This window comes from Martelella mediterranea (assembly GCF_004342225.1).
Classification (GTDB): domain Bacteria; phylum Pseudomonadota; class Alphaproteobacteria; order Rhizobiales; family Rhizobiaceae; genus Martelella; species Martelella mediterranea_B.
In genome coordinates, this window is record NZ_SMAR01000005.1 from 45,300 (window position 1) to 70,415 (window position 25,116).

General features: G+C 55.8%; 28 protein-coding genes. 14 read left to right on the forward strand and 14 right to left on the reverse strand.

Annotated elements, in window-relative coordinates; genetic code table 11:
- Positions 1-12: 12 nt before the first annotated feature.
- The 5 genes from EDC90_RS04925 (at position 13) to EDC90_RS04945 (ending at position 4,200) form a co-directional block, all read left to right on the forward strand.
- Positions 13-237 (forward strand): aa3-type cytochrome c oxidase subunit IV, encoded by a 225-nt coding sequence (locus tag EDC90_RS04925; protein WP_132309185.1) that lies wholly within the window; start codon positions 13-15, stop codon positions 235-237.
- A 99-nt stretch (positions 238-336) separates the two neighbouring features.
- Entirely contained in the window at positions 337-1,491 is a 1,155-nt protein-coding gene (locus tag EDC90_RS04930) for a Re/Si-specific NAD(P)(+) transhydrogenase subunit alpha (protein ID WP_432419987.1), read from the forward strand.
- A gap of 71 nt (positions 1,492-1,562) precedes the next feature.
- Positions 1,563-1,904, forward strand: coding sequence for a proton-translocating transhydrogenase family protein (locus EDC90_RS04935; protein WP_132309440.1), 342 nt, complete (start codon positions 1,563-1,565; stop codon positions 1,902-1,904).
- A gap of 12 nt (positions 1,905-1,916) precedes the next feature.
- Complete coding sequence (locus EDC90_RS04940) at positions 1,917-3,314, forward strand: NAD(P)(+) transhydrogenase (Re/Si-specific) subunit beta (protein ID WP_132309187.1); 1,398 nt, start codon at positions 1,917-1,919, stop codon at positions 3,312-3,314.
- Between the two features lie 91 nt (positions 3,315-3,405).
- Positions 3,406-4,200, forward strand: coding sequence for an extensin-like domain-containing protein (locus EDC90_RS04945; protein ID WP_165972741.1), 795 nt, complete (start codon positions 3,406-3,408; stop codon positions 4,198-4,200).
- 148 nt (positions 4,201-4,348) lie between these two features.
- Here the strand turns inward: EDC90_RS04945 and EDC90_RS04950 are convergent, their stop codons facing one another.
- Positions 4,349-4,723, reverse strand: coding sequence for an STAS/SEC14 domain-containing protein (locus EDC90_RS04950; RefSeq protein WP_132309191.1), 375 nt, complete (start codon positions 4,721-4,723; stop codon positions 4,349-4,351).
- 271 nt (positions 4,724-4,994) lie between these two features.
- Between EDC90_RS04950 and EDC90_RS04955 the strand changes: the two genes are divergently transcribed.
- The 3 genes from EDC90_RS04955 (at position 4,995) to EDC90_RS04965 (ending at position 6,317) form a co-directional block, all read left to right on the forward strand.
- Entirely contained in the window at positions 4,995-5,405 is a 411-nt protein-coding gene (locus EDC90_RS04955) for a DUF2325 domain-containing protein (protein WP_132309193.1), read from the forward strand.
- 232 nt (positions 5,406-5,637) lie between these two features.
- The gene (locus tag EDC90_RS04960; RefSeq protein WP_132309195.1) at positions 5,638-5,952 is read left to right on the forward strand and encodes an antibiotic biosynthesis monooxygenase family protein; all 315 of its coding nucleotides are present in this window, start codon (positions 5,638-5,640) and stop codon (positions 5,950-5,952) included.
- Positions 5,952-6,317: a bleomycin resistance protein gene (locus tag EDC90_RS04965; protein ID WP_132309197.1), complete on the forward strand. Its 366-nt coding sequence runs from the start codon at positions 5,952-5,954 to the stop codon at positions 6,315-6,317. Before EDC90_RS04960 ends, EDC90_RS04965 begins: the two co-directional genes overlap by 1 nt.
- 3 nt (positions 6,318-6,320) lie before the next feature.
- On the opposite strand, the gene EDC90_RS04970 is transcribed toward EDC90_RS04965, so the two are convergent.
- The 3 genes from EDC90_RS04970 to EDC90_RS04980 are packed head-to-tail and all read right to left on the reverse strand — an operon-like array spanning position 6,321 to position 7,893.
- Entirely contained in the window at positions 6,321-6,680 is a 360-nt protein-coding gene (locus tag EDC90_RS04970) for a DUF423 domain-containing protein (protein ID WP_132309199.1), read from the reverse strand.
- 5 nt (positions 6,681-6,685) lie between these two features.
- A complete protein-coding gene (locus EDC90_RS04975; protein WP_132309201.1) occupies positions 6,686-7,078 on the reverse strand; it encodes a group II truncated hemoglobin in 393 nt (130 codons plus the stop codon).
- 50 nt (positions 7,079-7,128) lie between these two features.
- Complete coding sequence (locus tag EDC90_RS04980) at positions 7,129-7,893, reverse strand: DeoR/GlpR family DNA-binding transcription regulator (RefSeq protein ID WP_132309203.1); 765 nt, start codon at positions 7,891-7,893, stop codon at positions 7,129-7,131.
- A 241-nt stretch (positions 7,894-8,134) separates the two neighbouring features.
- Here EDC90_RS04980 and fba point away from each other — a divergent pair, with 241 nt between their 5' ends.
- Positions 8,135-9,199: a class II fructose-bisphosphate aldolase gene (fba, locus tag EDC90_RS04985; RefSeq protein ID WP_132309205.1), complete on the forward strand. Its 1,065-nt coding sequence runs from the start codon at positions 8,135-8,137 to the stop codon at positions 9,197-9,199.
- Between the two features lie 160 nt (positions 9,200-9,359).
- Here fba and EDC90_RS04990 read toward each other — a convergent pair whose 3' ends face one another.
- The 4 genes from EDC90_RS04990 to EDC90_RS05005 form a co-directional block, all read right to left on the reverse strand.
- Positions 9,360-10,109, reverse strand: coding sequence for an SDR family oxidoreductase (locus tag EDC90_RS04990; protein ID WP_132309207.1), 750 nt, complete (start codon positions 10,107-10,109; stop codon positions 9,360-9,362).
- Positions 10,110-10,205: 96 nt separating this feature from the next.
- Positions 10,206-10,805: an exopolysaccharide biosynthesis protein gene (locus EDC90_RS04995; RefSeq protein ID WP_132309209.1), complete on the reverse strand. Its 600-nt coding sequence runs from the start codon at positions 10,803-10,805 to the stop codon at positions 10,206-10,208.
- A 125-nt stretch (positions 10,806-10,930) separates the two neighbouring features.
- A complete protein-coding gene (locus tag EDC90_RS05000; RefSeq protein ID WP_245510937.1) occupies positions 10,931-11,542 on the reverse strand; it encodes an exopolysaccharide biosynthesis protein in 612 nt (203 codons plus the stop codon).
- A gap of 154 nt (positions 11,543-11,696) precedes the next feature.
- The gene (locus EDC90_RS05005) at positions 11,697-13,229 is read right to left on the reverse strand and encodes an alkaline phosphatase family protein (RefSeq protein WP_132309211.1); all 1,533 of its coding nucleotides are present in this window, start codon (positions 13,227-13,229) and stop codon (positions 11,697-11,699) included.
- A gap of 167 nt (positions 13,230-13,396) precedes the next feature.
- Between EDC90_RS05005 and EDC90_RS05010 the strand changes: the two genes are divergently transcribed.
- Both EDC90_RS05010 and EDC90_RS05015 read left to right on the forward strand, forming a co-directional pair.
- The gene (locus tag EDC90_RS05010; RefSeq protein WP_132309213.1) at positions 13,397-13,651 is read left to right on the forward strand and encodes a hypothetical protein; all 255 of its coding nucleotides are present in this window, start codon (positions 13,397-13,399) and stop codon (positions 13,649-13,651) included.
- 79 nt (positions 13,652-13,730) lie between these two features.
- Positions 13,731-13,997 (forward strand): DUF7218 family protein, encoded by a 267-nt coding sequence (locus EDC90_RS05015; protein ID WP_132309215.1) that lies wholly within the window; start codon positions 13,731-13,733, stop codon positions 13,995-13,997.
- Positions 13,998-14,037: 40 nt separating this feature from the next.
- Here the strand turns inward: EDC90_RS05015 and EDC90_RS05020 are convergent, their stop codons facing one another.
- Positions 14,038-14,487, reverse strand: coding sequence for a MarR family winged helix-turn-helix transcriptional regulator (locus tag EDC90_RS05020; RefSeq protein WP_245510948.1), 450 nt, complete (start codon positions 14,485-14,487; stop codon positions 14,038-14,040).
- 186 nt (positions 14,488-14,673) lie between these two features.
- Here EDC90_RS05020 and EDC90_RS05025 point away from each other — a divergent pair, with 186 nt between their 5' ends.
- The 3 genes from EDC90_RS05025 to EDC90_RS05035 are packed head-to-tail and all read left to right on the forward strand — an operon-like array spanning position 14,674 to position 19,491.
- Positions 14,674-16,449, forward strand: coding sequence for an N-acetylglutaminylglutamine amidotransferase (locus tag EDC90_RS05025; protein WP_132309219.1), 1,776 nt, complete (start codon positions 14,674-14,676; stop codon positions 16,447-16,449).
- 12 nt (positions 16,450-16,461) lie between these two features.
- The gene (ngg, locus tag EDC90_RS05030; protein WP_132309221.1) at positions 16,462-18,294 is read left to right on the forward strand and encodes an N-acetylglutaminylglutamine synthetase; all 1,833 of its coding nucleotides are present in this window, start codon (positions 16,462-16,464) and stop codon (positions 18,292-18,294) included.
- Positions 18,295-18,297: 3 nt separating this feature from the next.
- Positions 18,298-19,491 carry an osmoprotectant NAGGN system M42 family peptidase gene (locus EDC90_RS05035; protein WP_132309223.1) on the forward strand — a complete coding sequence of 398 codons (1,194 nt, stop codon included), beginning with the start codon at positions 18,298-18,300 and terminating at the stop codon, positions 19,489-19,491.
- A 6-nt stretch (positions 19,492-19,497) separates the two neighbouring features.
- Here the strand turns inward: EDC90_RS05035 and EDC90_RS05040 are convergent, their stop codons facing one another.
- From EDC90_RS05040 to EDC90_RS05060, 5 genes are read right to left on the reverse strand one after another with little or no spacing between them, the layout of a single operon-like run.
- Positions 19,498-20,442, reverse strand: a complete 945-nt coding sequence (locus EDC90_RS05040) for an acetamidase/formamidase family protein (protein WP_132309225.1) — start codon at positions 20,440-20,442, stop codon at positions 19,498-19,500.
- A 26-nt stretch (positions 20,443-20,468) separates the two neighbouring features.
- Positions 20,469-21,254: a FadR/GntR family transcriptional regulator gene (locus EDC90_RS05045; RefSeq protein WP_132309227.1), complete on the reverse strand. Its 786-nt coding sequence runs from the start codon at positions 21,252-21,254 to the stop codon at positions 20,469-20,471.
- A complete protein-coding gene (locus EDC90_RS05050) occupies positions 21,251-22,240 on the reverse strand; it encodes an ABC transporter ATP-binding protein (RefSeq protein ID WP_132309229.1) in 990 nt (329 codons plus the stop codon). Before EDC90_RS05050 ends, EDC90_RS05045 begins: the two co-directional genes overlap by 4 nt.
- Positions 22,233-24,170: a dipeptide/oligopeptide/nickel ABC transporter permease/ATP-binding protein gene (locus EDC90_RS05055; RefSeq protein WP_132309231.1), complete on the reverse strand. Its 1,938-nt coding sequence runs from the start codon at positions 24,168-24,170 to the stop codon at positions 22,233-22,235. The genes EDC90_RS05050 and EDC90_RS05055 overlap by 8 nt, the downstream gene beginning before the upstream one ends.
- On the reverse strand, positions 24,170-25,114 hold the full coding sequence (locus EDC90_RS05060) for an ABC transporter permease (protein ID WP_132309233.1): 945 nt from the start codon (positions 25,112-25,114) through the stop codon (positions 24,170-24,172). Before EDC90_RS05060 ends, EDC90_RS05055 begins: the two co-directional genes overlap by 1 nt.
- Positions 25,115-25,116: the final 2 nt, after the last annotated feature.

Below are 25,116 nucleotides of genomic sequence, written 5' to 3' on the forward strand. Positions count from 1 at the left end.
GAGGGGCACGCAATGACAGAAGATACGACTGAGTTGTCGGGAAACAAGACCAGCATGGACTATCCGGAACACGAGAAAACCTATCGGTTTTTCATAGCGGGTACGAAATATGGAAGTGTTCTCGTCGCTGCGCTGATGATTGCCATGGCCGCAGGCCTTGTTGGTCCGTTCGGATTTATTGGCGGCTTGATCGTTTTCATTCTCGTAAGCGCAATCGGCATTTATACTCTGCGTTGACCGTCAACAGACGTTTCATTGATTCATCGGGAAACCGGCTCGCCGGTCGCTCTTTCGCGGCCGGTCGCTATTCAGGTTTTATCCTCGTTTTGGGAGTTCATGGTGGGAAAAACAATCTATGTGCCGAAAGAGACGGCGTTCGCGGAAAGTCGCGTCGCTGCCTCACCCGACACAGTCAAAAAACTGAAAGCCCTCGGCTTCGATATTGTTATCGAAGCCGGCGCCGGGCTTGCCTCGCGCATTGATGACGATGCATTCCGCGCGGCAGGTGCCGAAATTGCGGGGGTAGAAGCCGCATCTTCGGCAGATATCATTTTTGCGGTCCGCAGGCCTGAAGAGGACAGTTTCGCGGCTTATAAATCCGGAGCCGTCGTCGTTGCGCTTATGGATCCTTATGACAATGAGGCGGCGTTGGCCGCGATGGGCGAAAAAGGCCTTTCCGCTTTTGCCATGGAACTGATGCCGCGCATCACCCGTGCGCAGTCTATGGACGTTCTGTCATCGCAGGCCAATCTTGCCGGGTATCAGGCCGTCATTGAGGCCGCCGCAGTCTTTGACAGGGCAATGCCGATGATGATGACAGCTGCCGGAACGGTTCCGGCTGCACGTGTTTTCGTGATGGGGGCAGGGGTTGCCGGTCTTCAGGCCATCGCGACTGCCCGTCGGTTGGGGGCTGCCGTTTCAGCAACGGATGTTCGCCCGGCTGCCAAGGAGCAGGTCGCTTCTCTTGGCGCTAAATTCATCGCCGTGGAGGACGACGAGTTCAAGGCGGCTGAAACCGCAGGTGGCTATGCCAAGGAAATGTCGGCTGAGTATCAGGCCAAGCAGGCTGAGCTTATCGCATCGCATATCGCCAAACAGGATATCGTGATCACGACGGCGCTGATACCGGGGCGCCCTGCGCCACGCCTTGTCACACGTGACATGCTGGCTTCGATGAAGCTCGGTTCAGTTGTTGTTGACCTGGCTGTTGAGCGAGGCGGCAATGTCGAGGGGGCTGAGCCCGGTTCGGTGGTAACAGTCGCGGGTGTCTCGGTTATCGGGTATCAGAATCTGCCCGGACGGATTGCTGCCAGCGCTTCACTGCTTTACGCGAAGAACCTGCTGACATTTTTCGAAACGCTGGTCGACAAAGAAACCGGTGAGCTCAAAATCAACCGGGACGATGAACTGGTCGCAGCAACGCTTTTAACGCATGACGGCGCCGTTGTTCATCCCAAATTTGGCGGTGAAACCGCCGAGGGAGAAGCCTGATGTCTGTTTCCGATATCAATGCCTCGATTGACGGTGCGATCAAGTCTCTTGAAAGCGCCAAAGAAACTCTGATGAACCTGAATGCCGATGTTGCAGGGGCTGTCGCACATGGTGCATCGGGCGGCACTGTTGATCCGTTTATTTTTCAGCTGGCGATTTTTGTTCTTGCCGTCTTCGTTGGTTATTATGTTGTGTGGTCGGTTACGCCTGCACTGCACACGCCGCTGATGGCCGTTACCAATGCCATTTCCTCAGTCATTGTCGTAGGCGCGCTTTTAGCTGTCGGGCTTTCAGCCAGTGGTGTTGCGACCGGTTTTGGCTTCGTCGCGCTCGTTCTTGTTGCGATCAATATTTTCGGCGGTTTTCTTGTCACCCAGCGCATGCTGGCGATGTACAAGAAAAAGGACAAGTGAGGCTAAATCCACATGTCAGTTAATCTTGCAGCTTTGCTTTTCCTTGTCTCGGCGGTGCTTTTCATCCTCGCACTGCGCGGGCTGTCCCATCCTTCAACAAGCCGTCGCGGGAACATCTTCGGTATGGTCGGTATGGCCATTGCCATCGGCACAACGCTTCTTCTGGCCCAGCCCAGCTTTGCGTCTCTGATCTTCATCGTTCTGGCTCTCGCGCTGGGCGGTGGCATCGGTGCGTTCATTGCTCGCACAATTCCCATGACTGCGATGCCGCAACTGGTGGCGGGTTTTCATTCGCTGGTCGGGCTGGCCGCTGTTCTTGTCGCCGCCGCCGCGCTTTATTCCCCGGAAAGCTTCGGCATTGGCGTTCCCGGCGATATCCACCTGCGTGCGCTGATTGAGATGGCAATCGGTGCGGCAATCGGTGCGATTACTTTTACCGGTTCGATTATTGCATTTCTGAAGCTTGATGGCCGCATGTCCGGCGCTCCGATCATGCTGCCGATGCGTCATGTCATCAATGCGGCCCTTCTGGCAGCTCTGGTGATTTTCGTGATCAGCCTCTCGGCCACGGCAAACCCGGTGCACTTCTGGTTTATTGTGGCGCTGGCTCTGGTTCTTGGTGTGCTGATTATTGTTCCGATTGGCGGCGCGGATATGCCGGTTGTCGTCTCGATGCTGAACTCATATTCGGGCTGGGCTGCAGCGGGTATCGGTTTCACGCTTGGCAATATGGCGCTGATTGTGACCGGGGCGCTGGTCGGCTCGTCCGGTGCGATCCTCTCCTATATCATGTGCAAGGGGATGAACCGTTCGTTCATCTCGGTCATCCTTGGTGGCTTTGGCGGTGACGCAGCGGCTGCCGGTGGCGCAGACAAGGGCGATCGCAACGTTAAAATGGGCTCGGCTGATGATGCCGCCTTCCTGATGGAAAATGCGACCAAGGTGATTATCGTGCCGGGCTATGGCATGGCGGTTGCCCAGGCGCAGCATGCCTTGCGGGAGCTGGCTGATGTGCTGAAAGAAAAGGGTGTGGATGTAAAATATGCCATTCACCCGGTTGCTGGCCGCATGCCCGGCCATATGAATGTTCTGCTGGCCGAAGCCAATGTGCCTTATGATGAGGTGTTTGAGCTGGAGGACATCAATTCCGAATTCGCACAGGCCGATGTGGCTTACGTGATCGGTGCGAATGACGTTACCAATCCGGCTGCGCGCGATGACAAGACCTCGCCGATCTATGGCATGCCGATCCTTGATGTCGATAAGGCCAAGACCTGCCTCTTCGTCAAGCGCTCGCTTGGTTCTGGCTATGCCGGTATCGACAACGAGCTGTTTTACAAGGATGGCACAATGATGCTTCTGGGCGATGCCAAGAAGATGACGGAAGATATCGTCAAAGCCATCGAGTAAATTCCTTTCGTATTAAATACTGTGCTAACAGGCCCCGGAGCGTAAGCATCCGGGGCTTTTGTCGTTCTGGCGCATGCTTGGGAACCGCCTCTTGTTTGAAGCGTTTGAATTTTATGTCTGGCAAAAGGATATCGCCTTGGGACTTCAGAAAACCTTTATGACAGCGTTGGCGCTGATAACGATGAGCCTTCCCGTGTTCGCTCAGGAGGTCCCGGCCGAGCCGCCGGTGCCAGCAAAGCGCCCAGCAGATCTGGCAGAGACGGCACGAGAGGAAAAGGCAGAAGCCAAAGTCCAGCAGGAAGACGCCGCATCGCTGCAGACGGAGGATGATGTAGCGTTCCAGCAGTGCATTTCTTCGCTGAAGGCGCTTGGAGCCGAGTTTCGTTCATTGGAAACAATCAATGATGCAGGCGTATGCGGGATCGATAAGCCGATTGAGGTGTCGGTCGCGCTGGAAGGTGTCGATCTTGAGCCGGACGCGACAATGCGTTGCGAAACCGCTTTGCTGCTGGCGCGCTGGGCGCGCGGCTATGTCGATCCTTCAGCGAAGGTTGCAATGGGCACTGACGTGCGGTTAACGGAAATCCGGCAGGCGTCGGCTTATGTCTGCCGCAATCGCAACAATCGCTCAGGCGGAAAGATATCTGAACATGCCAGAGGCAACGCGATTGATATCCGCAGCCTGACGTTTTCGAACGGTCAGAGCGTCGATATGGTTCCGCGCAAGAAAGCCAGCAATATCACCGGTGCCTTCCAGCGTACAATCAGTGCGTCTGCCTGTCTTTATTTCACGACCGTCCTGTCGCCGGGCAGTGACGCAACGCATCAGGATCACATGCATCTGGATGTCATAAAACGCGGTGGCGGATACCGTTACTGCCGTTAATGCTCTGCCCTTTTTGACACGAGCGCGCCGCTTTACCAGCCGCCGATGATTGTCGCTGATCGTGACATGGGGCGCCACAAGCAGAATGGGCACAAAAACGCCGCCAGCAACAGAGTGTGCAAGGGCGGCGTTTTTGAGTCCCGATTGCTTACTTTTCGAGCCAGGCGACGGCTTCGCCAACATAGTCTTTGTCCGGGAATTCATCGCGAATCAGCTTGAATTCTGCATGCGCTAACATGGCGAACATCTGAACGCCCTGCGCAAATCCGACATTGTTGGTAACAAGCGCGATCTTTTTGATGTGAAGCGGCTTTTCACGGCGAAACTGCTGTGCGCCAATCTGCGAACCAAGGTCTGTTCCGAGAAAATCCGTTCCGGTAACCAGCAGAAGTTCAATACCGTCTTCTGCATCCCGTACGTCGAGAGCGGGAATTACAACATTGTTGTAGTCGTCGGCGCTCAATGCGCCATGAATGGTGAAGCCGATTACGGATTCTGGCAGGTCGTCGATCTTGGTCAGCATAGTTTCTCTCCATTGGAGCGATTCTGAGAAAGGGCCGGCCGGCCCGGTTTGGGACAGGCTCCCGAAGCTAAGTGATTAGCCGCAGCGGGAGCCATTCCGGCGCCAACATAAAGCATATTTTTTTGTCGACGGTAGGGCTTTTTTAAAAAAGCTGTTCCGAAACCGGTAGATAAAACATGACTGAAATTATCATCTTTATACTTTACCTTTTTTGTCATGTTTTATATGGTCGATCACAGAGAAGAAACCTGAAGCATTTCGGAGGGAGAGGATGGCGAAGAAAAACAAGCGGAAGGCGGGTAAAAACCGGGTATCAACCACACAGGGCGCTCAGGCTGATGTCAGTCGCGTTGCTGAAGCACCGGCGGATCTCAACGGTCGCAGCTTTCTTTATGTCGGTGGCCGTGATTGTCAGGTTGCCCATCTGCGCGCCATTGCCGATGATTACGGTGCCGAGCTGATCCACCATGACGGCGGACTGCGTGAGAAGGTCTCACGGATTGACCGTGTTCTTCCATCTGTTGATTGCGTGTTCTGTCCGATTGATTGCATCAGCCACGATGCCTGTGTCCGGGTGAAGTCTGGCTGCAAGAAGTTCAATAAGGCATTCGTTCCGCTCCGAAACGGGTCTAAATCCTCGCTTGAGCGTGCATTGCAGACGATGAGTGAGCGACAGAATTGATCGCAATTGTTGTTAACGGACGTGAGGCGCGACCCATTGGCCTGCATCGCGTTGATGCCGGTCGTTTTCAAATTTGTGGCGTCACATTCAGTCAGGCTGAAGTGGTCGCTTTCCCAAATGGCAGATTGGTTCGCACCGCCCGTCATTCCAGGCTAAGGCGTCGAACGGTCATTGAAGCCGACTTCCGTTCACGCCATATCCGCAGCATAAAACAATCGGCATGAGGTCTTTGATGTATACTGCTATGAATCGTTTCAAAATATCGACCGGCTCTGAAGAGGCTTTTGAAGCTGTCTGGAAAGGCCGGGAATCAAGACTTTCAGAGCTTTCAGGCTTTATTTCCTTTCATCTTTTGAAGGGCAAAACCTTTGAGGAAGAGGGCTATACGCTTTATGCCTCCCACACGATGTGGGAAAGCGAAGACGCGTTCATTGCCTGGACGAAGTCCGAACAGTTCCGCGATGCCCACAAGAATGCGGGCCAGACCAAGGTCGACTATGTCGGTCATCCGGAATTCGAGGGCTTTAGCAGCGTTCTGGATTCCTGATGGCAGACGCTGCAGACATTTCTGTACTCCCGGTTCTTCCGTCACTGGATCTTTCCGAAACCAGAGTGTTTTACGCGGAAAAACTTGGCCTTGATGAGGTCGTCCATGAGGCGGAGAATTATCTCATTCTCCGCCGTCCGGGGCTGGAGCTGCATTTCTGGCTGACCGGGGAACGGCGCTTATGTGAAAATACCTCCGTCTATATTCGTGGCGGTGGTATCGACGCGCTCTATGCCGAATTTTCAATGCGGAACATTGCGCGACTGAGTGCTTTTGAAGACCGGCCATGGGGAATGAAGGAATTCTACATTCACGATCCGCATGGCAACCTCTTACGCTTTGGCCGGATTCCGGAAGGTGAATAGACTTCAGTTGTTTCTCGCTGGCAGAAATGCGGTGAGTGCTGCCAGCAGCCAGCTTGCAATCACAGCCGTGCCGCCAACCGGCGCGGCCATCCGGAACAGCCCAAAACCGGCATAGCTGTTGGCCACCAGGTCACCGGCAAAAAGTGCGGTGCCGAAGATCATCAAAATACCGGATGCCAGGGCCGCGCGCGAACGTTCGGACAAGACAGCAAGGCCGATCAGCGCCGGACCGTCGGCCAGGCAGATCAATGCTGCAGATTGCAGAACAGGATTTCCGCCATGATAGGCAGCCGCGGCCAGCGTGACACCTGCAGCACCGGATAATCCGCCGAAAAACAAAAGAACCCGTGTCGTGAATGGCATGCATCTCACCCCTTGTTCTGCATATGATAAGCCAGCTTTTCCACCGGCGGCATGATGATGCCGCGAAGCCGGACATCCGGAACGGTTTCCTCCAGCGCCAGACGGAAGCACAACAGCCATTCGTCACGCTCGTCAGCACCGATCGGGGCTGGCATATGTCGCATTTTCAGGCGCGGGTGCCCGTGTTTTTCCACATAAACCGGAGGGCCGCCGAAATAGCCTGTGAGGTAGTCACGAAATTTGGCTTCAGATCCGGACAAGTCTTGAGGATGAATGGCACGGCAGTTTTTCGCCTCCGGCAGCGTGTCCATCAGCGCATAAAACCTTTGCGTCAGCCGAGCGACAGTTTCGGCGCCGCCGATCGCTTCATAGATGGTCGTTGTTTCCGGCTCGCTCATCGTCTTCCCGTGCCTGTCTGACTTTATTCAAGTCTTCTTCTAGCGCTTTGTCATGCCTGTGCACAATGGAGCGCGATGCCTTTCTCCGACAGCACCTGCCGGTGGTACTGATCCAGTTCTGTCCCGGTGATAACGGCATGAAAGGTTTCAAGTTCTGTGAGAAAGTGCAGTCCCGGTCGCCCGAACTTTGTGTGATCTGCCAGAAGCACACGTTTTTCCGCACCCTTCACCATCAGCCGTTTTGTCTGCACCACTTCCGGATCCTGATGAAAGGCTGCCCCCTCATAAATCGCAGATGCTGAGATGAAGCTCATATCGGCGCGTAGTCCATTGAGAGCATCTTCGGTCAAAAGACCGAAAAAGCCATTGAACTTCCGGCTATACTGGCCTCCAAGCGTGATCAGATCGACACCGGGTAGACCGGCCAGCGCCGATATAACACTCAGATTGTTGGTGATCACCGTCAGGGGCAGGCGGGTTTGCAGATGGCTGGCAAGGTGCGCGGCTGTTGATGAATCATCGATGATCAGTGTCATGCCGGGTTCGATCCGCTTTGCCGCCAGAGCCGCAATCCGTTCCTTCTCAGCTGCGGCCATTTTTTGCCGGAAGCGGAAGTCGGCCTGAAACATGGGGGAAGACTGCACCGAAGCGCCGCCGCGTATTTTTCTGAGCTGCCCTGCGGCTTCCAGTTCATCAAGGTCCCGGTGAATGGTCATGCGCGATACGCGGAAATGCTCGGACAGCGCTTCGACGGTTTCTGTCTGCGATTCCATCAGAATGGCCATGATGGCAAGGCGTCTTTCATCTGCTTTCATGGCTTCAGCGCATCCTGCAACTTGATATCACATCATTATCCATGTGACATATCACACATTGAAACGATTAATATAACAGTATTAGTGTTATATATAAAATCCGATTGTTATTTTTGTGCGATGGTCTATTTTCCGTCAAACAATACAAGGCGTGAAAGCCTTGACGTTTCATAATCTTTTTGTCGTTCTGCCCGGGTATGAGGGGCAGATACATATTTCGGTATTCAACGGAGGCCCGGACATGGCACGGATTACCCTAAGACAATTGCTCGATCACGCTGCAGAAAACGGCTATGGCGTGCCCGCTTTCAACCTTAATAATATGGAGCAGGGCCTGGCGATCATGGCCGCTGCGGAGAAGACGGCTTCACCGGTTATCATTCAGGCCAGCCGTGGCGCCCGCGCTTATGCCAATGATGTGGTGCTGGCCAGGCTGATCGACGGTCTGGTTGAGATTTACCCGCATATTCCGGTGGTTATGCATCTCGATCACGGCAATCATGAAGCCACCTGCCTGACGGCATTGCAGCATGGATTTACCTCGGTAATGATGGATGGCTCGCTCAAAGCCGACGGGAAGACACCGGCGGATTATGCCTACAATGCTGGCATTACCCGTCGCGTTTCGGATATGGCGCACTGGGCCGGAGCTTCTGTCGAAGGAGAAATTGGCGTTCTCGGCTCGCTTGAAACGGGCGAGGGGGAGAAGGAAGACGGTCATGGCTTTGAGGGTAAACTCGAGCAGGATCAGCTTTTGACCGATCCTGAACAGGCGGTTCAGTTTGTGAAAGATACGCAGGTCGACGCACTGGCCGTTGCGATGGGCACGAGCCACGGGGCCTATAAGTTCACGCGCAAGCCGGATGGTGAAGTGCTGGCAATGAATGTGATTGAGGAAATCCATCGTCGTCTGCCGGATACGCATCTGGTCATGCACGGCTCGTCCTCCGTGCCGGAAGAGCTTCAGGAAATCATCAACAAATATGGCGGCGAGATGAAGCCGACCTGGGGTGTTCCGGTTGAGGAAATTCAGCGTGGCATCAAGCACGGCGTACGCAAGGTCAACATTGATACGGATAACCGCATGGCGATGACCGGCGCCATCCGCAAGGTGTTTGCAGAGGACCCTTCACAGTTCGATCCGCGCAAATATCTCAAGCCCGCCATGGAAGCCATGACAAAGCTCTGCATTGAGCGTTTTGAGGCCTTCGGTACAGCTGGCAATGCCGAAAAGATCAGGCCGATCCCGATGTCTGATATGGCAAAGCGCTATGCTGATGGCTCGTTGTCGCCGAAGATCGGTTGATCAAACGCGTCTAGAAGCCCGCGGCTTCGGTGCGCGGGCTTTTAGAGCATTTCGCAGTCAGATGGAAACATCTGACGTCCGCGAAAATGCGTCAAAACAAAGAGATGGAGCGGTTGCGCGTTTCCATGAAAGGCGGAACCGCTCTAGAGACTTGTGGGCTTCAATTGCCCCGATGCACCTGAAACGGTGCCCATGACTGACTGACTGGCATGGCTTCCAGTGTGTTGATGTTGACGTGGGGAGGCAGAGTGGCCACCCAAAAGATCTGCTCGGCGATATCTTCCGGTGTTAAAGGCTTTGCGCCGTCATAAAGCTTGTCGGATGCTTCCTGGCTTCCGCCGGTCCGCACAAGTGTAAACTCGCTTTCCGCCATGCCAGGCTCAATTGCCGTGACGCGCACGCCGGTTCCATGCAGATCAGAACGCAGGCCGTAAGAAAACTGGTGTACGAACGCCTTGGTGCCGCCGTAGACATTGCCGCCGGGGTAAGGGTAATGCGCTGCGATCGACGCCAGATTGATGATCATGCCCTTTTGTTCGATCAGTTTTGGCAAAAGGTGATGTGTGATTGTGACCAGCCCCTTGATGTTGGTGTCGATCATCTGGTGCCAATCCTGAAGCTTTGTCTCCTGAGCCGGAGCCGTGCCAAGCGCCAGGCCGGCATTGTTGACCAGAACATCAATGGGCCTGAAGGTATCGGGCAGGCTGTTTAATGCCTCGGCTGTGGCCTTTTCGTCTGCAATATCGAAGACGAGACCATGAAATTTTGAACCAAGTTCGGATTTCAGCTCTTCCAGTCTTTCAGCACGCCGGCCAGTGCCGATCACGTTCCAGCCTTCATCGCAAAAACGTCTGGCGGCAGCACGACCAAAGCCAGACGTTGCACCGGTAATCAAAACGGTTTTCGTCATATCAAAATCCTTTCATGCAACTATAGCGCCCGTTTTAGAGGCCGTATTCCGCGCTGACAAGCATCTGCCGGCGGTTCAGCGGCGTGGACTGCACATTCAGAAAATGATGAACCGTGCGACCCAAATGGCCACAACCAGAGGTACGAGCGCGAAGAGCGCGAACAGGCCGTCACGGCTTAGCATTGAATAGGCGATCAACATAACCGCGACCCCCAGAAAGGCAGATGCAAAGGGCACAATCTCCAGAAAAGGCATCGCTGCGCCGGAAAGGACACACGCCAGCGGCAGGGCTGGCAGAAACGGGTCACGGAACAGAAACGAGAGGCGTGCACGGTTGTGCCGGTCAATGAAGCGGGTGACCGGCATGATGCGCTTGAATGCAGAGGCGGCCTTGTCACTTTCTATGCTGCGGTTGGCCAGGAGGCCGGGAAGCCATATGCTTTTTCGCCCGATGAGGCTCTGGCCAGCGATCAGAACAATGATGATGCCGAAAAGTGAAGAAAGCCCCGGAACGCCGCCAAGCGGAGATACCACAAGCAGCGCTGGTATGATCAGCAGTGGTACAAATGAAGCATGGCCGAATGCCCGCACCATATCACCGACTGAAACCTGATCACCTTGCGTCTGGCTCAGGGCCTGCCGGGCGATATTCGTCAGTGGGTGCTGTTGGCTTTCTCTGGTTTTCTCTGCGCTCACGGTGTCCTCGCTGTGTCGGAATGTCTCTCGACCAACGTCCGGATGCTTGCGTCGTTCCGCTTAGAGCGTCCTTTGTGCATCCACTCGGATGCACAAAGGACGATGCTGTAGCGTTAGCTTGCAGTTCAGGTGGCTGCTGCGAGGACGGTCTGAATGCCCCATGTGACAGCGATAAGAGGCACCAGCGCCAGAAGTGCAAACAAACCGTCTCGGGTGAGCATCGAAAACGCGATCAGCGTGACCGCCAAACCAGTGACAGATGACGAGAACGGGACAAATTCCATAATCGGCATAATCGCGCCAAAAATCACACAGGCCAGTGGCAGGAGAAAATAGAGCGGACGCTTGAACAAAAACGTCAGACGCTTCCGGCTGTGCCGGTCTATAAAGCGGGTAAACGGCAGGATCTGTTTCAGCCCCTGATGCAGTCGCGCTGTTTTAAGTTCGCGCCGCGTGATCCATCCCGGAAGCCATATCTGCCTGTGCCCGGCAAGCCGCTGGCCTGCGATCAGCATAATGATCAGGCCGCACACTGTGGACAGTCCGGGAATACCACTTAAAGGCGTGATCAGAATCAGCGCAGGCAGGATCAGCAATGGCGCGAAAGAGGTGTGTCCGAACGAGCTCAGCAGGTCTCCTACGGAAATCTTCCGGCCACTGGTCGCAGAGATCGTACGCTCGACAATGCTGGTGAGAGAATCCAGATGGTCTTCGCTGGTCTGACTGGCTTCACTCACGATACGAACTCCAATGGTCAGGTGACACAGGCAAGAGACTGCGAAACCGGCGATGTTGACGGGTAAACCAGAATGCCGCGCCCGCCTCGTTTCTTACATAGAAAGGCGGAGGACGGTCTTGGACTGGTTTCCTGTCAAACGTCAAACGCGGGTATCAGGTTCCCCCGCCCTGTCGCACAAGACCTTCATCTGTCATTTCCAGTGAGGCCATGGTCTGATCCAGATGGGTGGCGCGCAGATCAAGCAGGCGTTCGGCATATTCCAGTCTTTTTTGAAAGTAATGCGGGTCTTCGGCAAGATTATGGAGCTCTTGCGGGTCATCTTTCAGGTTAAACAGCAGCGGCGGAAGCCCGGCAAAATGAACATATTTAAAAGCTGCGTCGCGTAAAACCGCCAGATTGCAGCGTGCGGACGGCAGATCAAAATGGCTCTCAGCCTTTTCCTTCGCAATGTCGCGGAAATCGAACTCGAAAAATGCGGCGTCGCGCCAGTTCGACGGTTTCTTGCCGCGCACAAACGGCATCAGCGAGCCGCCATCAGTGTGGTTCTCCGGGCCTTCGCCAAGCCGGTTCGCAATTGTCGGCATAAGATCGGCGGCAGATGTGAAGGCATCGACCTTGCGACCATGACCTTTGATGAATTTCGGGTCACGGATCACCAGCGGAATATGATAACTGGCATCAAAGAAACCACCTTTGCCCAATAGCCAATGATCGCCCATCATCTCACCATGGTCCGAGGTGAAGATTATGATCGTGTTGTTCCATTCACCGGATTGTCGCAGCCTATCCAAAATCCGCCCGATCTGGGCGTCGACTTCGGCAATCATCCCATAATAAACGGCGCGGATGGTGGCAAAGTCATCGGTCGTCCAGTCGCGTATGCGACCTTTCGTGCCGGGCAGGAATTTCTTCTTTTTCTTGGCGCCCTGCTGTTCCAGTTGCCAGGCCAGAAACGGGTGCAGTTCAGCTTCGGCTTCGCGATCTGGCGCGCAGGCAAAGCCGATATTCTGCTCTGTCGAAAACATGGTGTTATAAGGTTCGGGCACCACATAGGGCGGGTGTGGGCGCACGAAGGAAAGGTGTGCAAACCAGGCCTCATCCTGCTCGGAATGCCAGCGCAGAAATTCATCGGTGAGAAAAGCTGTTTGCGTTTCATCGCAGCTGTAGCGCGGCGGCGCATTGGTTGCAGCTCGTTCCCCGGTCTTTTCAGGTGTGTGGATGCTGCGATCTTTCGCCGCGTCATAGCCGCGTATCCGCAGCCATGAAAGCCACTGTTTTTCATGCTCAGGCAAAAGCTGCCTTACAGTGAAGCCCGGCAGCACGCCTTCATAGCTTTTCAAAGCAAGGTCGGCCTCCGACAAGCCGCGGGGATCCGGTGCGGTGTCTGTATAGCCAAACAGTGTCGGGTCATATCCGGCACGGCGTGCCAGCCGCGCGATATTGTCAAACCGGTCATCAAGCGGGGTCCCGTTGCGGCAGACCCGGTGGTTCATCTGGTAAAGCCCGGTATAAAGGCTTGCCCTGGCGGGAGAGCATGGAGCAGCCCCGCCATAGTGGCGCCGGAAGACAACGCCTTCACTGGCAAGTGCATCGATATTCGGTGTTTTGATGGTCGGGTGACCGGTTGCGCCGAGGCAGTCACCCCGCCACTGGTCAGCGGTAATCAGCAGAATATTCGGCTTCATTGAATCGCTTTCGGCTTTTGCTGGGACACGCGCAGGCTTAGCATTTCACTTCTCTACAATGATTTTTATGACGGATTGTTCGGCGGACAAAGTGATGTTTTTCAAGCTTGCCATTGATTATCGGCCTATGATCGCCACTTCGAAGGAACAGTCTGAGAGGAGTGAAAATGACCGAAGAACGATTGCAGCGGCTTGAGGCACAGCTGGCCGCACATCAGGAAGTGTTGATTGCGCTGGCGGTATCTCTGCCCGAAGGTGAGGCACAGACGTGTTTTCGCGCAGCACTCGATGGTCTTCTAACCGTCAAGGAGCAGTCCGAAGACCCGGGCCTCGAACCTGATGGTGCCTTCGCCCATGAGTATCGTTTCGCAGAGACGCTCCGCGCGATTGTCGAAGGTGCCGAGGCGCGTTCAAACAGCTGAAAATGGCGGGTTCTTGGAGCTTGCGTGGAACAATCCCCCTTTCTGCGGCGTTTTGAAGCGCAATGGAAAGGGATGTATTATGGCAGCTCAGGACCAAAGGCCGTCGGTGAAAGACGAAGAGACCTACCAGGCGTTGCGGCGCGAAGGCGCTTCCAAAGAGAAGGCGGCGCGCATCGCCAATGCACAGGCAAACAGCACGATGAAACCATCGAAAAGAGGTGGTCACTCTGGTCCATATGAAGCCTGGTCACGCGAAGATCTTTACAATCGCGCGCGGGAGATCGGCATTGATGGGCGTTCGAGAATGAATAAGAGTGAACTCGTCTCTGCCCTGCGCAACCACTGACCGGGGAGCGTAGGGGCATGGCAGTGGCAGGTCAGAAAATTCAGATGTCGCGATATGCCGGTTCCGGCAGCGTGCCCGCTTCGGTGTCCTGCGGGTCAAGCAGGTCTGCCACTTTGAGAAAAGCCGTGACGATGGCTTTCTGTTCGCCATCGGTAAAGGCCGAGAACTCCTCCGCAAACCCACGGGCGAACAGGTCAGGGGCGTGTTTCAGCGTTTCGGTGCCCGTATCCGTCAAAACCGCCTGCACCTTGCGCCGGTCTGTCGAGGAGCGTTTGCGCTCGATCAGTCCCTTTGCTTCCAGTTTGTCCAGAATGGAAACAGTCGTTGCCGGGCTTAAATCAGCTTGCTTCGAGATGGCCGCTGTCGTCAGCGCGCCCTGGTCATGGACGGCCTGCAGCACAACAATCTGCGGGATCGTCAGGCCTGTTTCGCGGCCGATCCTTTTCGATCGCGTGTCGATGGCATGGGCAATGCGGCGAATTGACTTCATCACTGACTGCGCATTTCCGGGTGCCACAGAGTTGTCTCGATTCAGTCCGAAGTTCCTGTTGCTGGTCATACCATTTCATTACAGTAGAAATCATTTGAACTCAAACAATTTTTGTTGTAATTAAATTGCAACCCTCACTGGGCATTCGCCCGTTAACTGCATCTCACAGGAGAGCCCGACCAGATCATGTGTGGTATTGCCGGAGAAATCAGATTCGATGGAACGCTTGCAGACGCCGAAGCCGTGGCGCGCATCACTGAAGCACTCGCGCCGCGCGGGCCCGATGGAAGCGGGATTTTCGCGCAGGGACGGTTCGCGTTCGGCCATCGCCGGCTGAAGATCATTGATTTGTCAGAAAAGGCAGCCCAGCCGATGACAGACCCTGATCTGGGGCTGACGATCGTGTTCAACGGATGCATCTATAATTATCCGGAGTTGCGCAAAGAGCTGATTTCGCTTGGCTATCACTTTTTCTCCACCGGCGACACCGAAGTGATCATGAAAGCCTATCATGCCTGGGGACGCGATTGCGTGAAACGCTTCCATGGCATGTTTGCCTTTGCGGTGGTGGAGCGTGAAAGCGGTCGCGCTATGATTGCGCGTGACCGTTTCGGCATCAAGCCGCTTTATTACACCACGAGCGGCAAAAATATCCGCTTTGCATCCACACTGCCTGCACTTTTGAAAGGCGGTGGCATCGACAAGACTATCGATCCGGTGGCGTTGCACCATTATATGTCGTTTCATGCGGTTGTTCCCCCGCCTTATACAATCTTAAAGGGCGTTCGCAAGCTGCCACCGGCAACGATCCGCTGCTTTGAACCTGACGGCACGTTTGAAGATATTCGTTACTGGTCGCCAAACCATGAGCGCGATCCCGAAACGGCCAAGCTTTCGCGTGAGGAGTGGCGTGACCGGGTGCTCGAGGCCCTGCGTCTGGCCGTGCGCCGCCGTATGGTGGCGGATGTGCCGGTTGGTGTTCTTCTTTCTGGCGGTGTGGACTCATCGATCATTACAGCGCTTCTGGCAGAAGAAGGCCAGAAAGACCTGATGACGTTTTCTATCGGCTTTGAAGAGGCCAATGGCGAAAAGGGTGACGAGTTCAGCTATTCCGACCTGATCGCCGAACGCTTCGGTACGGATCACCACAAGATTTTCGTGCCGTCATCGGATCTGATGAGCGCATTGCCGGATACGATCAATGCGATGTCAGAGCCGATGGTCTCCTATGACAATATCGGTTTCTTCCTTCTTTCGCGGGAGGTGTCGAAGCACATCAAGGTTGTGCAGTCGGGGCAGGGGGCGGACGAGATCTTTGCGGGCTATCACTGGTATCCTCCGCTCGAAAACTCCAATGATGTGGTTGGTGATTATGCCAAGGGCTTTTTCGACCGAGATCATGCCAAGATGGCGCGCCACCTTTCGCCGGAATGGCTGGCGGAAGAAGATGTCAGCCGGGCTTTTGTCGAAAGCCATCTGTTGCAGCCGGGTGCCGCAAGCCCGGTGGATCGGGCACTGAGGCTCGACAGTCAGGTTATGCTGGTCGATGATCCGGTGAAACGTGTGGACAATATGACGATGGCCTGGGGGCTGGAAGCGCGTGTGCCTTTCCTGGACCATGAGCTGGCAGAGCTTGCGGCTACGATTCCGCCGGAGTTCAAGCTGAATGATGGTGGCAAGGGGGTTCTGAAGGACGCTGCGCGCAAGGTTGTTCCGCATGAGGTCATTGATCGCAAGAAGGGCTATTTCCCGGTGCCGCAGCTGAAATATATTTCGGGTGAATATCTCGATATGGTGCGTGATACGCTGACCAGTCAGGTTTCCAGCGAGCGTGGCCTGTTCAAGAAGTCCTATCTCGATGATCTGTTCATAGACCCGATCAACCATATTACGCCGCTGCGTGGATCGGAACTCTGGCAGGTTGCCTTGCTGGAAATGTGGTTGCAGTCCCACGATATCTAGGGGAGCAGGCGGATGACATCCGACAAGGGGCCTAAAGAGCCGCATGATCACGGCGGCCGGGATCATCGCAATCGCGAAGCCTACAAACATCGCCTGAAGCGGATGCGCGAACAGGGGATGAAACCGCCGATTGGCGGGCAGGAAGAGCAGAACCGGCCGAAGCAGGATGTCTCTGTTGACTGCGGCTGGGGCCGGATCGTCTTCGGCCAGACCTTTTCTGATACCAGGCTTCTGATCGAAACGCTGCGTGCGGAAGTGCCGGACCATCGTGACATCGCGATCTATGTCCGCGATCCGCATGTGGTTCTGGCGACGGCGCCGCAGGAAGTGTTTCTGGATCCCTCGCATACTTACCGGCTGGATTTTTCGACCTATCGTTCGGCTTCCGAGCCACCTCACGGTTTTTTCATCCGGCGTCTGACCTCCGAGATCGATGCACAAGCCATCAATCGGATCTATGCCGCAAGGTCCATGGTACAGGTGCGTCCTGATTTCTTCTGGCGTCAGCGTGATGCCCGTTCGATCGTATATTTTGTCGCCGAAGACGAGCATACCGGTGATGTTCTCGGCACCGTCACTGGTATCGATCACTCGCGGGTTTTCAATGATCCCGAACGCGGGGCATCGCTCTGGTGTCTGGCAAGCGACCCGCAGGCCCGTCATCGCGGCATTGGCGAGGCGCTGGTGCGTCGGCTGGCTGAGCATTTCATGGCGCGCGGCGCGGCCTACCTTGATTTGTCTGTCCTGCATGATAACCCGGCGATCCGGCTTTATGAAAAGCTTGGCTTCAAACGGGTTCCGTTTTTCACGGTTAAACGCAAGAACCACATCAACGAAAAGCTTTTCACCGGACCCGAGCAGGAAGAGTATGAAGCTTTGAATCCCTATGCACGGTTGATTGTTGCCGAAGCGCACAGAAGAGGAATTTCGGCCGAAATCACCGATGCAGCGGGCGGTTTTTTCAGGCTGTCCTACGGTGGTCGCTCAATCCACTGCCGGGAAAGCCTGTCTGAGCTGACATCGGCGGTTTCGATGTCGATCTGTGATGACAAATCCGTCACGCGGCGCTTTGTCGAGGCGGCAGGTGTGCGGGTGCCGCGGCAGATGACTTCCGATGCGGGCGAAGAGGCCATTGAGGGGTTTTTGAAGCAGGCAGGCGCACTGGTGGTCAAGCCAGCCCGTGGCGAGCAGGGGCGGGGCATTTCTGTCGGTGTAACGACGCTTGAGGAAATTCGTGAAGCCATTGAGGCAGCAAAAGCCTATTGTGATACAGTTCTGATCGAAGAAATGGTTGAAGGCGAGGACCTTCGGCTGATTGTGATCAACTACCGGCTGGTCGCCGCTGCCGTTCGCCGCCCGGCCAGAATTGTTGCCGATGGTCACTCCAGCATCGAGCAGCTGATTGCCACGCAGAGTGCCCGGCGATCTGCGGCAACGGGCGGAGAATCCTCGATACCGCTGGATGCAGAAACAGAACGAACCGTACGCGCTGCCGGTTACACCTTTGCCGATGTCCCCGAAGAAGGCACCGAAATCCGGGTGCGGCGCACGGCCAACCTGCACACGGGCGGCACGATCCATGACGTGACCGATATCATCCATCCCAAGCTTGTGGATGCAGCGGTTTCCGCAGCGCGGGCGATAAATATTCCCGTCGTGGGGATTGATTTGATGATCAAGTCGCCCCAAAACCCAGACTATGCCTTTATCGAGGCGAATGAGCGACCCGGCCTCGCCAATCATGAGCCACAGCCGACAGCCGAACGGTTTGTTGACCTGCTGTTTCCTCTTTCAATGCCCGCATCTGCGCGGCTTTCAGCGCGCGAGGGGCCAAAAAGCGAGTAAGCAATGAAACGTCTGACGATTGATGCCGAATACCTGTCCGACATCCTGAAAGCCTTGCTTTCGATCCCCAGCCCGACAGGTTACACCGACCCGATCGTTCGTTTTGTGACCGGCGAACTCGAAAAGCTTGGTCTGGATGTTGAATTGACCCGCCGTGGTGCCATTCGCGCCATTCGCCGCGGTATCGACAGTCGCGGTGCGCGTGCCATCGTCTCTCACGTTGATACGCTGGGTGCGCAGGTTAAGTATCTCAAAGGCAATGGCCGGCTGGAACTGGTGCCGATTGGCACATGGTCTGCGCGTTTTGCAGAAGGCGCGCGTGCGACGATCTTTACCGAAAAAGGCGCCTATCGCGGCACAATCCTGCCACTCAAGGCCTCCGGCCATACCTATAACGACGAAATCGATGAACTCCCGGTCGGCTGGCGCTATGTCGAACTGCGTGTTGATGCCTTAACGCGCGATGAGGAAGATCTGGACAAGCTGGGCATTGAGATTGGCGATATCGTTGCCATCGACCCGCAGCCGGAATTTCTGGACAATGGTTTCATCGTTTCGCGCCACCTCGATAACAAGGCTGGTGTGGCCCTGATGCTGGCGGCGCTCAAAGCGATGCAGGATGAAAAGATCGAAACGCCAGTGGCAACACACTGGCTGTTTACGATTGCCGAAGAGGTGGGGGTTGGCGCGTCATCGATCGTTGACCACGACGTTGCCTCACTGGTGTCGGTAGACAACGGAACAAGCGCACCGGGACAGAACTCATCGGAATTCGGCGTGACGATTGCCATGGCAGACCAGACCGGGCCGTTTGATTTTCATCTCACGAAAAAACTCGTCGATCTCTGCCGCCACAACGATATCCGCTATCAGAAAGACGTTTTCCGTTACTATCGTTCTGACTCAGCCAGCGCTGTGGAAGCAGGGGCCGATGTGCGCACGGCGTTGATCACCTTCGGCGTTGACGCTTCTCACGGCTATGAGCGTATTCATATGCATGCGCTCAGATCGCTGGCAGAGCTTATCACTGCCTATCTGACGTCGGATGTCGAGATTAAACGCGACTTTCAGCAGCACGGCCCGATGACTGGTTTTACCCGGCAGCCGACCGGCAAGGCCGATCAGGAGCTTTCAGCCGATGTCGAAACCGGAAAGATTGACGATCCGGAACATCCCCATCACTCAGGCCATGCCTGAGTGAATTCAGCCGAACACGATGCGCGGGAAATAAAACGAGACGACCCAGTTCGGCGCATCGACGATTTCGCTGATTTTCAGATCGCCGCAGACTGAGCAAAGCATATAGGCGTCTTCGGCGCTGAGGTTTCGTGTTCGCGCCAAAAAATCGATCATGGCGGAAACCGCATCGCGAGACGCTTGCATCAGGTCCGGGCCAATGCCTGTTGTCACATCATAGCCTGCGCCATCGAGATGGCGTGTGATAGGGCCGGGCGTCGTGAAATATGGCGTTTTGGGAGCCGCATCCTTGATCACCTCCACCGTGGCGGAAACATCCATGGCGCTTTCAATGGCCGTGCCGCAAACCTCGCCATCGCCCTGTGCGGCATGGGTATCGCCAATCGATAACAGTGCACCTTCCACTTCGACAGGCAAATAGAGCACTGTTCCGGCTGCGATGTCGCGGATGTCCATATTGCCGCCGACACGACGAGGGGGAATGACCGAATGCGTTCCCGGTTCTGCTGGTGCAACGCCAATCGTGCCGATGAACGGTTTCAATGGCAGGCTGGCATCGGCATTGAAGACGGCCGGTTTCGAAATGCCGGTGTCGTAATCCCAGAGTTTCAGCTTCGGAGACTGAAACTGATCGGACAAAAGCCCGAAACCGGGAATGATCGCTGTCCAGCCAAAGCCCGATGGTGCGAACTCATGGATCGTGACCTTGAGCGCGTCGCCGGGTGCTGCCCCCTCGACAAACAAGGGGCCGGTGAGCGGATTGGATGCGTGCGGGTCAGCTGTCAGAACATCATGGGCGGTAGAGCCGTGATGATAGTGGCCGTTCCCGGCATCACGGCAGCAGAAGGTGATGGTGTCGCCAGAGACTGCACGCATGACCGGCTGCAGGGCGCGGTTCCAGCCCAGATGTCCGTCATGATCATGAATGGTGTGCCTGTGCCCGATATGCATTTTCCCGGTCACTCCTCTGGAAGCAATCAAGCTTCGCCGCGTATGCGCTTTTTGTTGATCTCGGCACGTTGCAGCATGTAGCTCTCTGCCTCGGTCATATGCTCATGCATAATCCGGTGCGCCTCTTCAGCATCACGTGCCTGGATCGCTCTGATCAAAGAGATTTGATATAAAATACCGGTCTCGCGCAAGCCCGGATTGGGCGTTTCGTAAATTGCCCGGCATTCTGCCAGATCGCGTAACAGGTTCAGCAGCAACCCGCAGGTGAAGCCGAGGACCGTGTTTGCGGCGTGGCGCGCGAGTTCGGCATGAAAGTCCAGCTCGGCAAGGCGTTGAATATATTCTTCTTCCCCTGTTTCCGGCTGCGCCTCATAAAGTCGAATAGTTTCCTGCAGCTCTTCAATCTTGTCGAGGGGGAAATCACGTGCGGCATCGGCAGCCAGTTCCGGTTCCAGCTTTTTTCGAAGCGCATAGATGTCGGCAATAGAGGGCGGCGTTTGCAAAAACAGATTGGTGACCGTCTGAATGGCTTCGGATGGCTCGATCTGGCGCACGAAGACACCCCCGCCGGGGCCGGTTTTTGTCGCGATCATGCCCTGAAACTCGAGAATCTTCAGCGCCTCGCGCAGTGTCCCGCGAGAAATGCCCAGAGCCTCCGGATCCAGCCAGTTGGCCGGTATGCGATCTCCCGGCTTCAGCGCGTCCTCAATCATGCGTTCACGCAGGCGATCAGCGGTAATATCAGGCCGCTTGCGCTTCTTTTCGGCCAGAGGCGGGCCAAATTCGTGTCGGCTTTTTCTGGGTTCGATCATACTGTCTTTTTCGTCATGGGATGAAAACAGGCGGCACCATGGCCGGCGCCATCGCTCGTTTCGCTAAGTGACGGCACGGCGTTCCGACAGTCATCAGCCGCATTCTGGCAGCGCGCGAAAAACGCGCATCCGGGCGGAGGGTTGTAAGGGTCCGGCAGTTCCGCCTCCCTGTCTCCGCCCGAAACGGCCTTGCGGCCAGGTGCAGGTGCAGAATTCAGCAGCAGATGCGTGTAGGGGTGGCGTGCCTCGGCAAACACCTTGTCGCGGGTGCCGAGTTCAACAATCCGGCCAAAATACATCACTGCAACACGGTCGGAAATGGTTTCGACAACGGAAAGATCGTGGCTGATAAACAGATAGGTCAGTCCAAAGCGGGCTTTCAGATTATCGAGAATGTTCAGGACCTGCGCCTGAACTGAGACATCGAGGGCGGAAACCGGCTCATCGAGCACGATAACCTCCGGTCTGGCAGCCAGTGCGCGGGCAATGCCGATACGCTGGGCCTGACCGCCGGAAAATTCATGCGGGTAGCGATCCAGAAACTCCGGTGCAAGGTTAACCGCATCCATCAGTGTTTTCAGTCGTTCTGCGCGTTCAGCCTTCTTCATTCCAAGAAGGTGGATCAGCGGCGCTTCCAGAATGGTGCGGATCTTCTTGCGCGGGTTGAGCGAAGACACCGGATCCTGAAACACATACTGAACCTGACGGGCCAGCTCACGCGGATTTTTCCGCGCTTCTTCGATCAGGTCTTTGCCCTGAAATTTTATTCGGCCTTCCGTCGGATTGTCGAGACCGGAGAGAACGCGGGCCAAAGTGGATTTGCCACAACCGGACTCACCCACAATGCCAAGTGTTTCGCCCTTTTTGACCTCCAGCGTGACATCCTGAACCGCATGAACTGCCGGTTTTGGTTTTCCAAACAGGGATTTTCCGCCGCCGAATGTGCGTTCAACGCCATTGATTTCCATCAGCAGATCATCAGCCATGGGCGTTCTCCCGATTCAGCGGATGCAGGCAGCGTACCCCGCGTTCTTCACCAAGCGCTGTCAGCGCGATATCGCCCTTGCGGCAGTCATCCTGAACAAAGGGACAGCGATCTGCAAAGGCACAGCCTTCCGGCAGATTGTTGACCACCGGCGGGCGGCCCTCGATGGCATCAAGGCGGCGTTCCGGTTCACCCAGAACCGGCACACAGTCGATCAGCTTTGCGGTATAGGGGTGCGCAGGGCTTTCAAGGATTTCAGCCGTTGTGCCTGTTTCAACAATGCGTCCGGCATACATTACCGCAACCCTGTCGCAGATCGCTGAGACCACACCGAAATCATGGGTGATGAACAGGATCGCCGTCTGGCGTTCGCGGCGCAGTGTATCCATCATCTCCAGTATCTGCGCCTGAACCGTCACATCCAGTGCCGTGGTCGGCTCATCGGCGACAATCACCTTGGCATCATTGGCCAGTGCCATGGCAATCGAAACACGCTGACGCATGCCGCCGGAAAGCTCATGCGGAAAAGCATCTAACCGGTTCGCGGCATTGGGGATGCGGACCGATTCCAGAAGATCGGTGGCCTTTTGGCGCGCTTCGGACCTGGACAATGGCTGATGCGCCTGAATGGCCTCCACCAACTGATCGCCAACTGTATAAAGCGGGTGCAATGTGGACAGCGGATCCTGAAACACATGCGACACATCCGCTCCGCGCAGCTGACGAATGCGTTCGTCGCTTGTGGCAAACAGGTCTTCACCATTGAGCCAGGCAGCACCGCCTGCAATCCGTCCAGGCGGTGTCGGCACAAGTCCCATCAGCGACATCGCCGTCACGGACTTGCCAGAGCCGGATTCACCCACCAGTCCGAGACATTCGCCTTCACGCAGGTGAAGATCGACGCCGCCAACAGCCTTGTATATGCTGCCGCCGATGTGAAACTCGGTGCGCATCTGCTGCACATCAAGTACCGTTCCTTCTTTTGGACCGTCCTTCGGGGTATTTTCGCGTTTGACCGCAGTGCGTGCACCCGGTCTTGCCAGCGCCCCGGATTTCAGCCGGGGGTCCAGAACATCACGAATGCCGTCGCCCAGAAGGTTGATGCTCATCACCAGCGCAAAGATCATCAATCCCGGTACGATGGAAACATAAGCCTCTGTAAACAGAACCTTGCGGCCATCACCAAGCATAGAACCCAGATCGGCCTGCGGCGGCTGTGCGCCCAGACCGAGGAAGGACAGACCAGCCGTCTCCAGGATCATCCAGCCGATGGTGGTCGACATGGTGATGATGATCACCGGCAACACGTTTGGCAGTACTTCGGTGAACAGAATGCGCGTATGCGACATACCGGAAAGCCGGGCAGCATCAACAAACTCACGTCTTGAAAGCCCCAGCGTCATGCCACGAATGTTTCGGGCAAAGAACGGGATGTTGACAATGGCGATGGCATAAAGCGCGTTCAAAAGCCCCGGTCCCAGCACTGCAACGATCGCCAGTGCCAGAAGGATATACGGAAAGGCCATGACCATATCGATGCCGCGCATCAGCACATTATCAACCCGCCCCCCTGCATAACCGGCGACCAGACCGATCAGAGAGCCGAAAAAGGCTGCAATCAGGGTCGCAGAAATGCCGACCGCCAGACTGACGCGTGTTCCCCAGATCAACCGGGAGAGCAGATCGCGACCGAGCGCGTCAGTCCCAAGAAGGTGGCCTTCCGAGAAAGGCGGGGTCAGGCGTACCGAAGGATCTGTGATGTTCGGCGGTTGAAGCGGCAGGATCGGAGCGGCCAGAGCCACAAGCACGATGATGGTGAACACGATCAGGCCGCCGGTTGCCAGTGTGTTGTTCAAAAGCAGGCTGATCGCGCTGGGGCGACTGCTCTGCTTCTTCGCCTTCGGGGCGGTGTTTGCTGTCGTATCGGTCATCAGCGCAACCTCGGATCGATCATGGTCTGAACCACGTCTGCGGCCAGATTGAAAAGGACATAAGCGGCTGCCACCACCAAAACACCGCCCTGCACGACCAGAAGGTCGCGGGTTGAGATTGCTGTTACGAGCATTGAGCCGATACCGGGCCACTGGAACACGGTTTCGATATAGACCGCGCCGCCGAGCACAAAGCCGGCCTGAATGCCGAGTACAGGAATGACGGAAACCAGTGCCGCCTTGAAGGCATGGCGCAGGATGACGCGACGTTCTTTCAGCCCCTTGGCGCGGGCGGTGCGGATATAATCCTGCCTGAGAACTTCGAGCATCGAGGTCCGGGTCAGGCGGGCAATGACACCGGTTGCAACAACGGCGAGCGTGAAGGCCGGCAGAACGAGATGGCGCAGCAGGTCCATCGGCCCCCCGCCACCATAAATGGCGTACATGCCGCTGGCCGGAAACCATTTCAGATTGACGGCGAAAACGAGGATGAGCAGCAGGCCGAGCCAGAAGGATGGAATGGAAATGCCGATGAGAACGAAAAACGTCACCAGCTTGTCCGTGAGGCCATACTGGCGCACAGCCGAGATGATGCCCGCCAGAAGACCGAGGATGGAACATAGAACCAGCGAGGTGCCAGCGAGGATCAGCGTATTGCCAAAGCGTTCGGAAATGATGTCGATGACAGGCCGGTTCTGGGTATAGGAGCGGCCGAAATCGCCCTGAAGAATATTACCGAGCCAGATGAAGTACTGCTGGAACAACGGCTTGTCGAGGCCAAGAGCGCGATTGATGCGATCAACATTTTCAGGCGTCGCATAGGCGCCCAGAATAGCGGTTGCCGGATCGCCGGGGATCATCGCCATGATCAGAAAGACGATGATGGTCAGGCCGAAAAGCACCGGTATGACGGTCAAAAGCCGCCGCAGGATATAACGTGCCATGA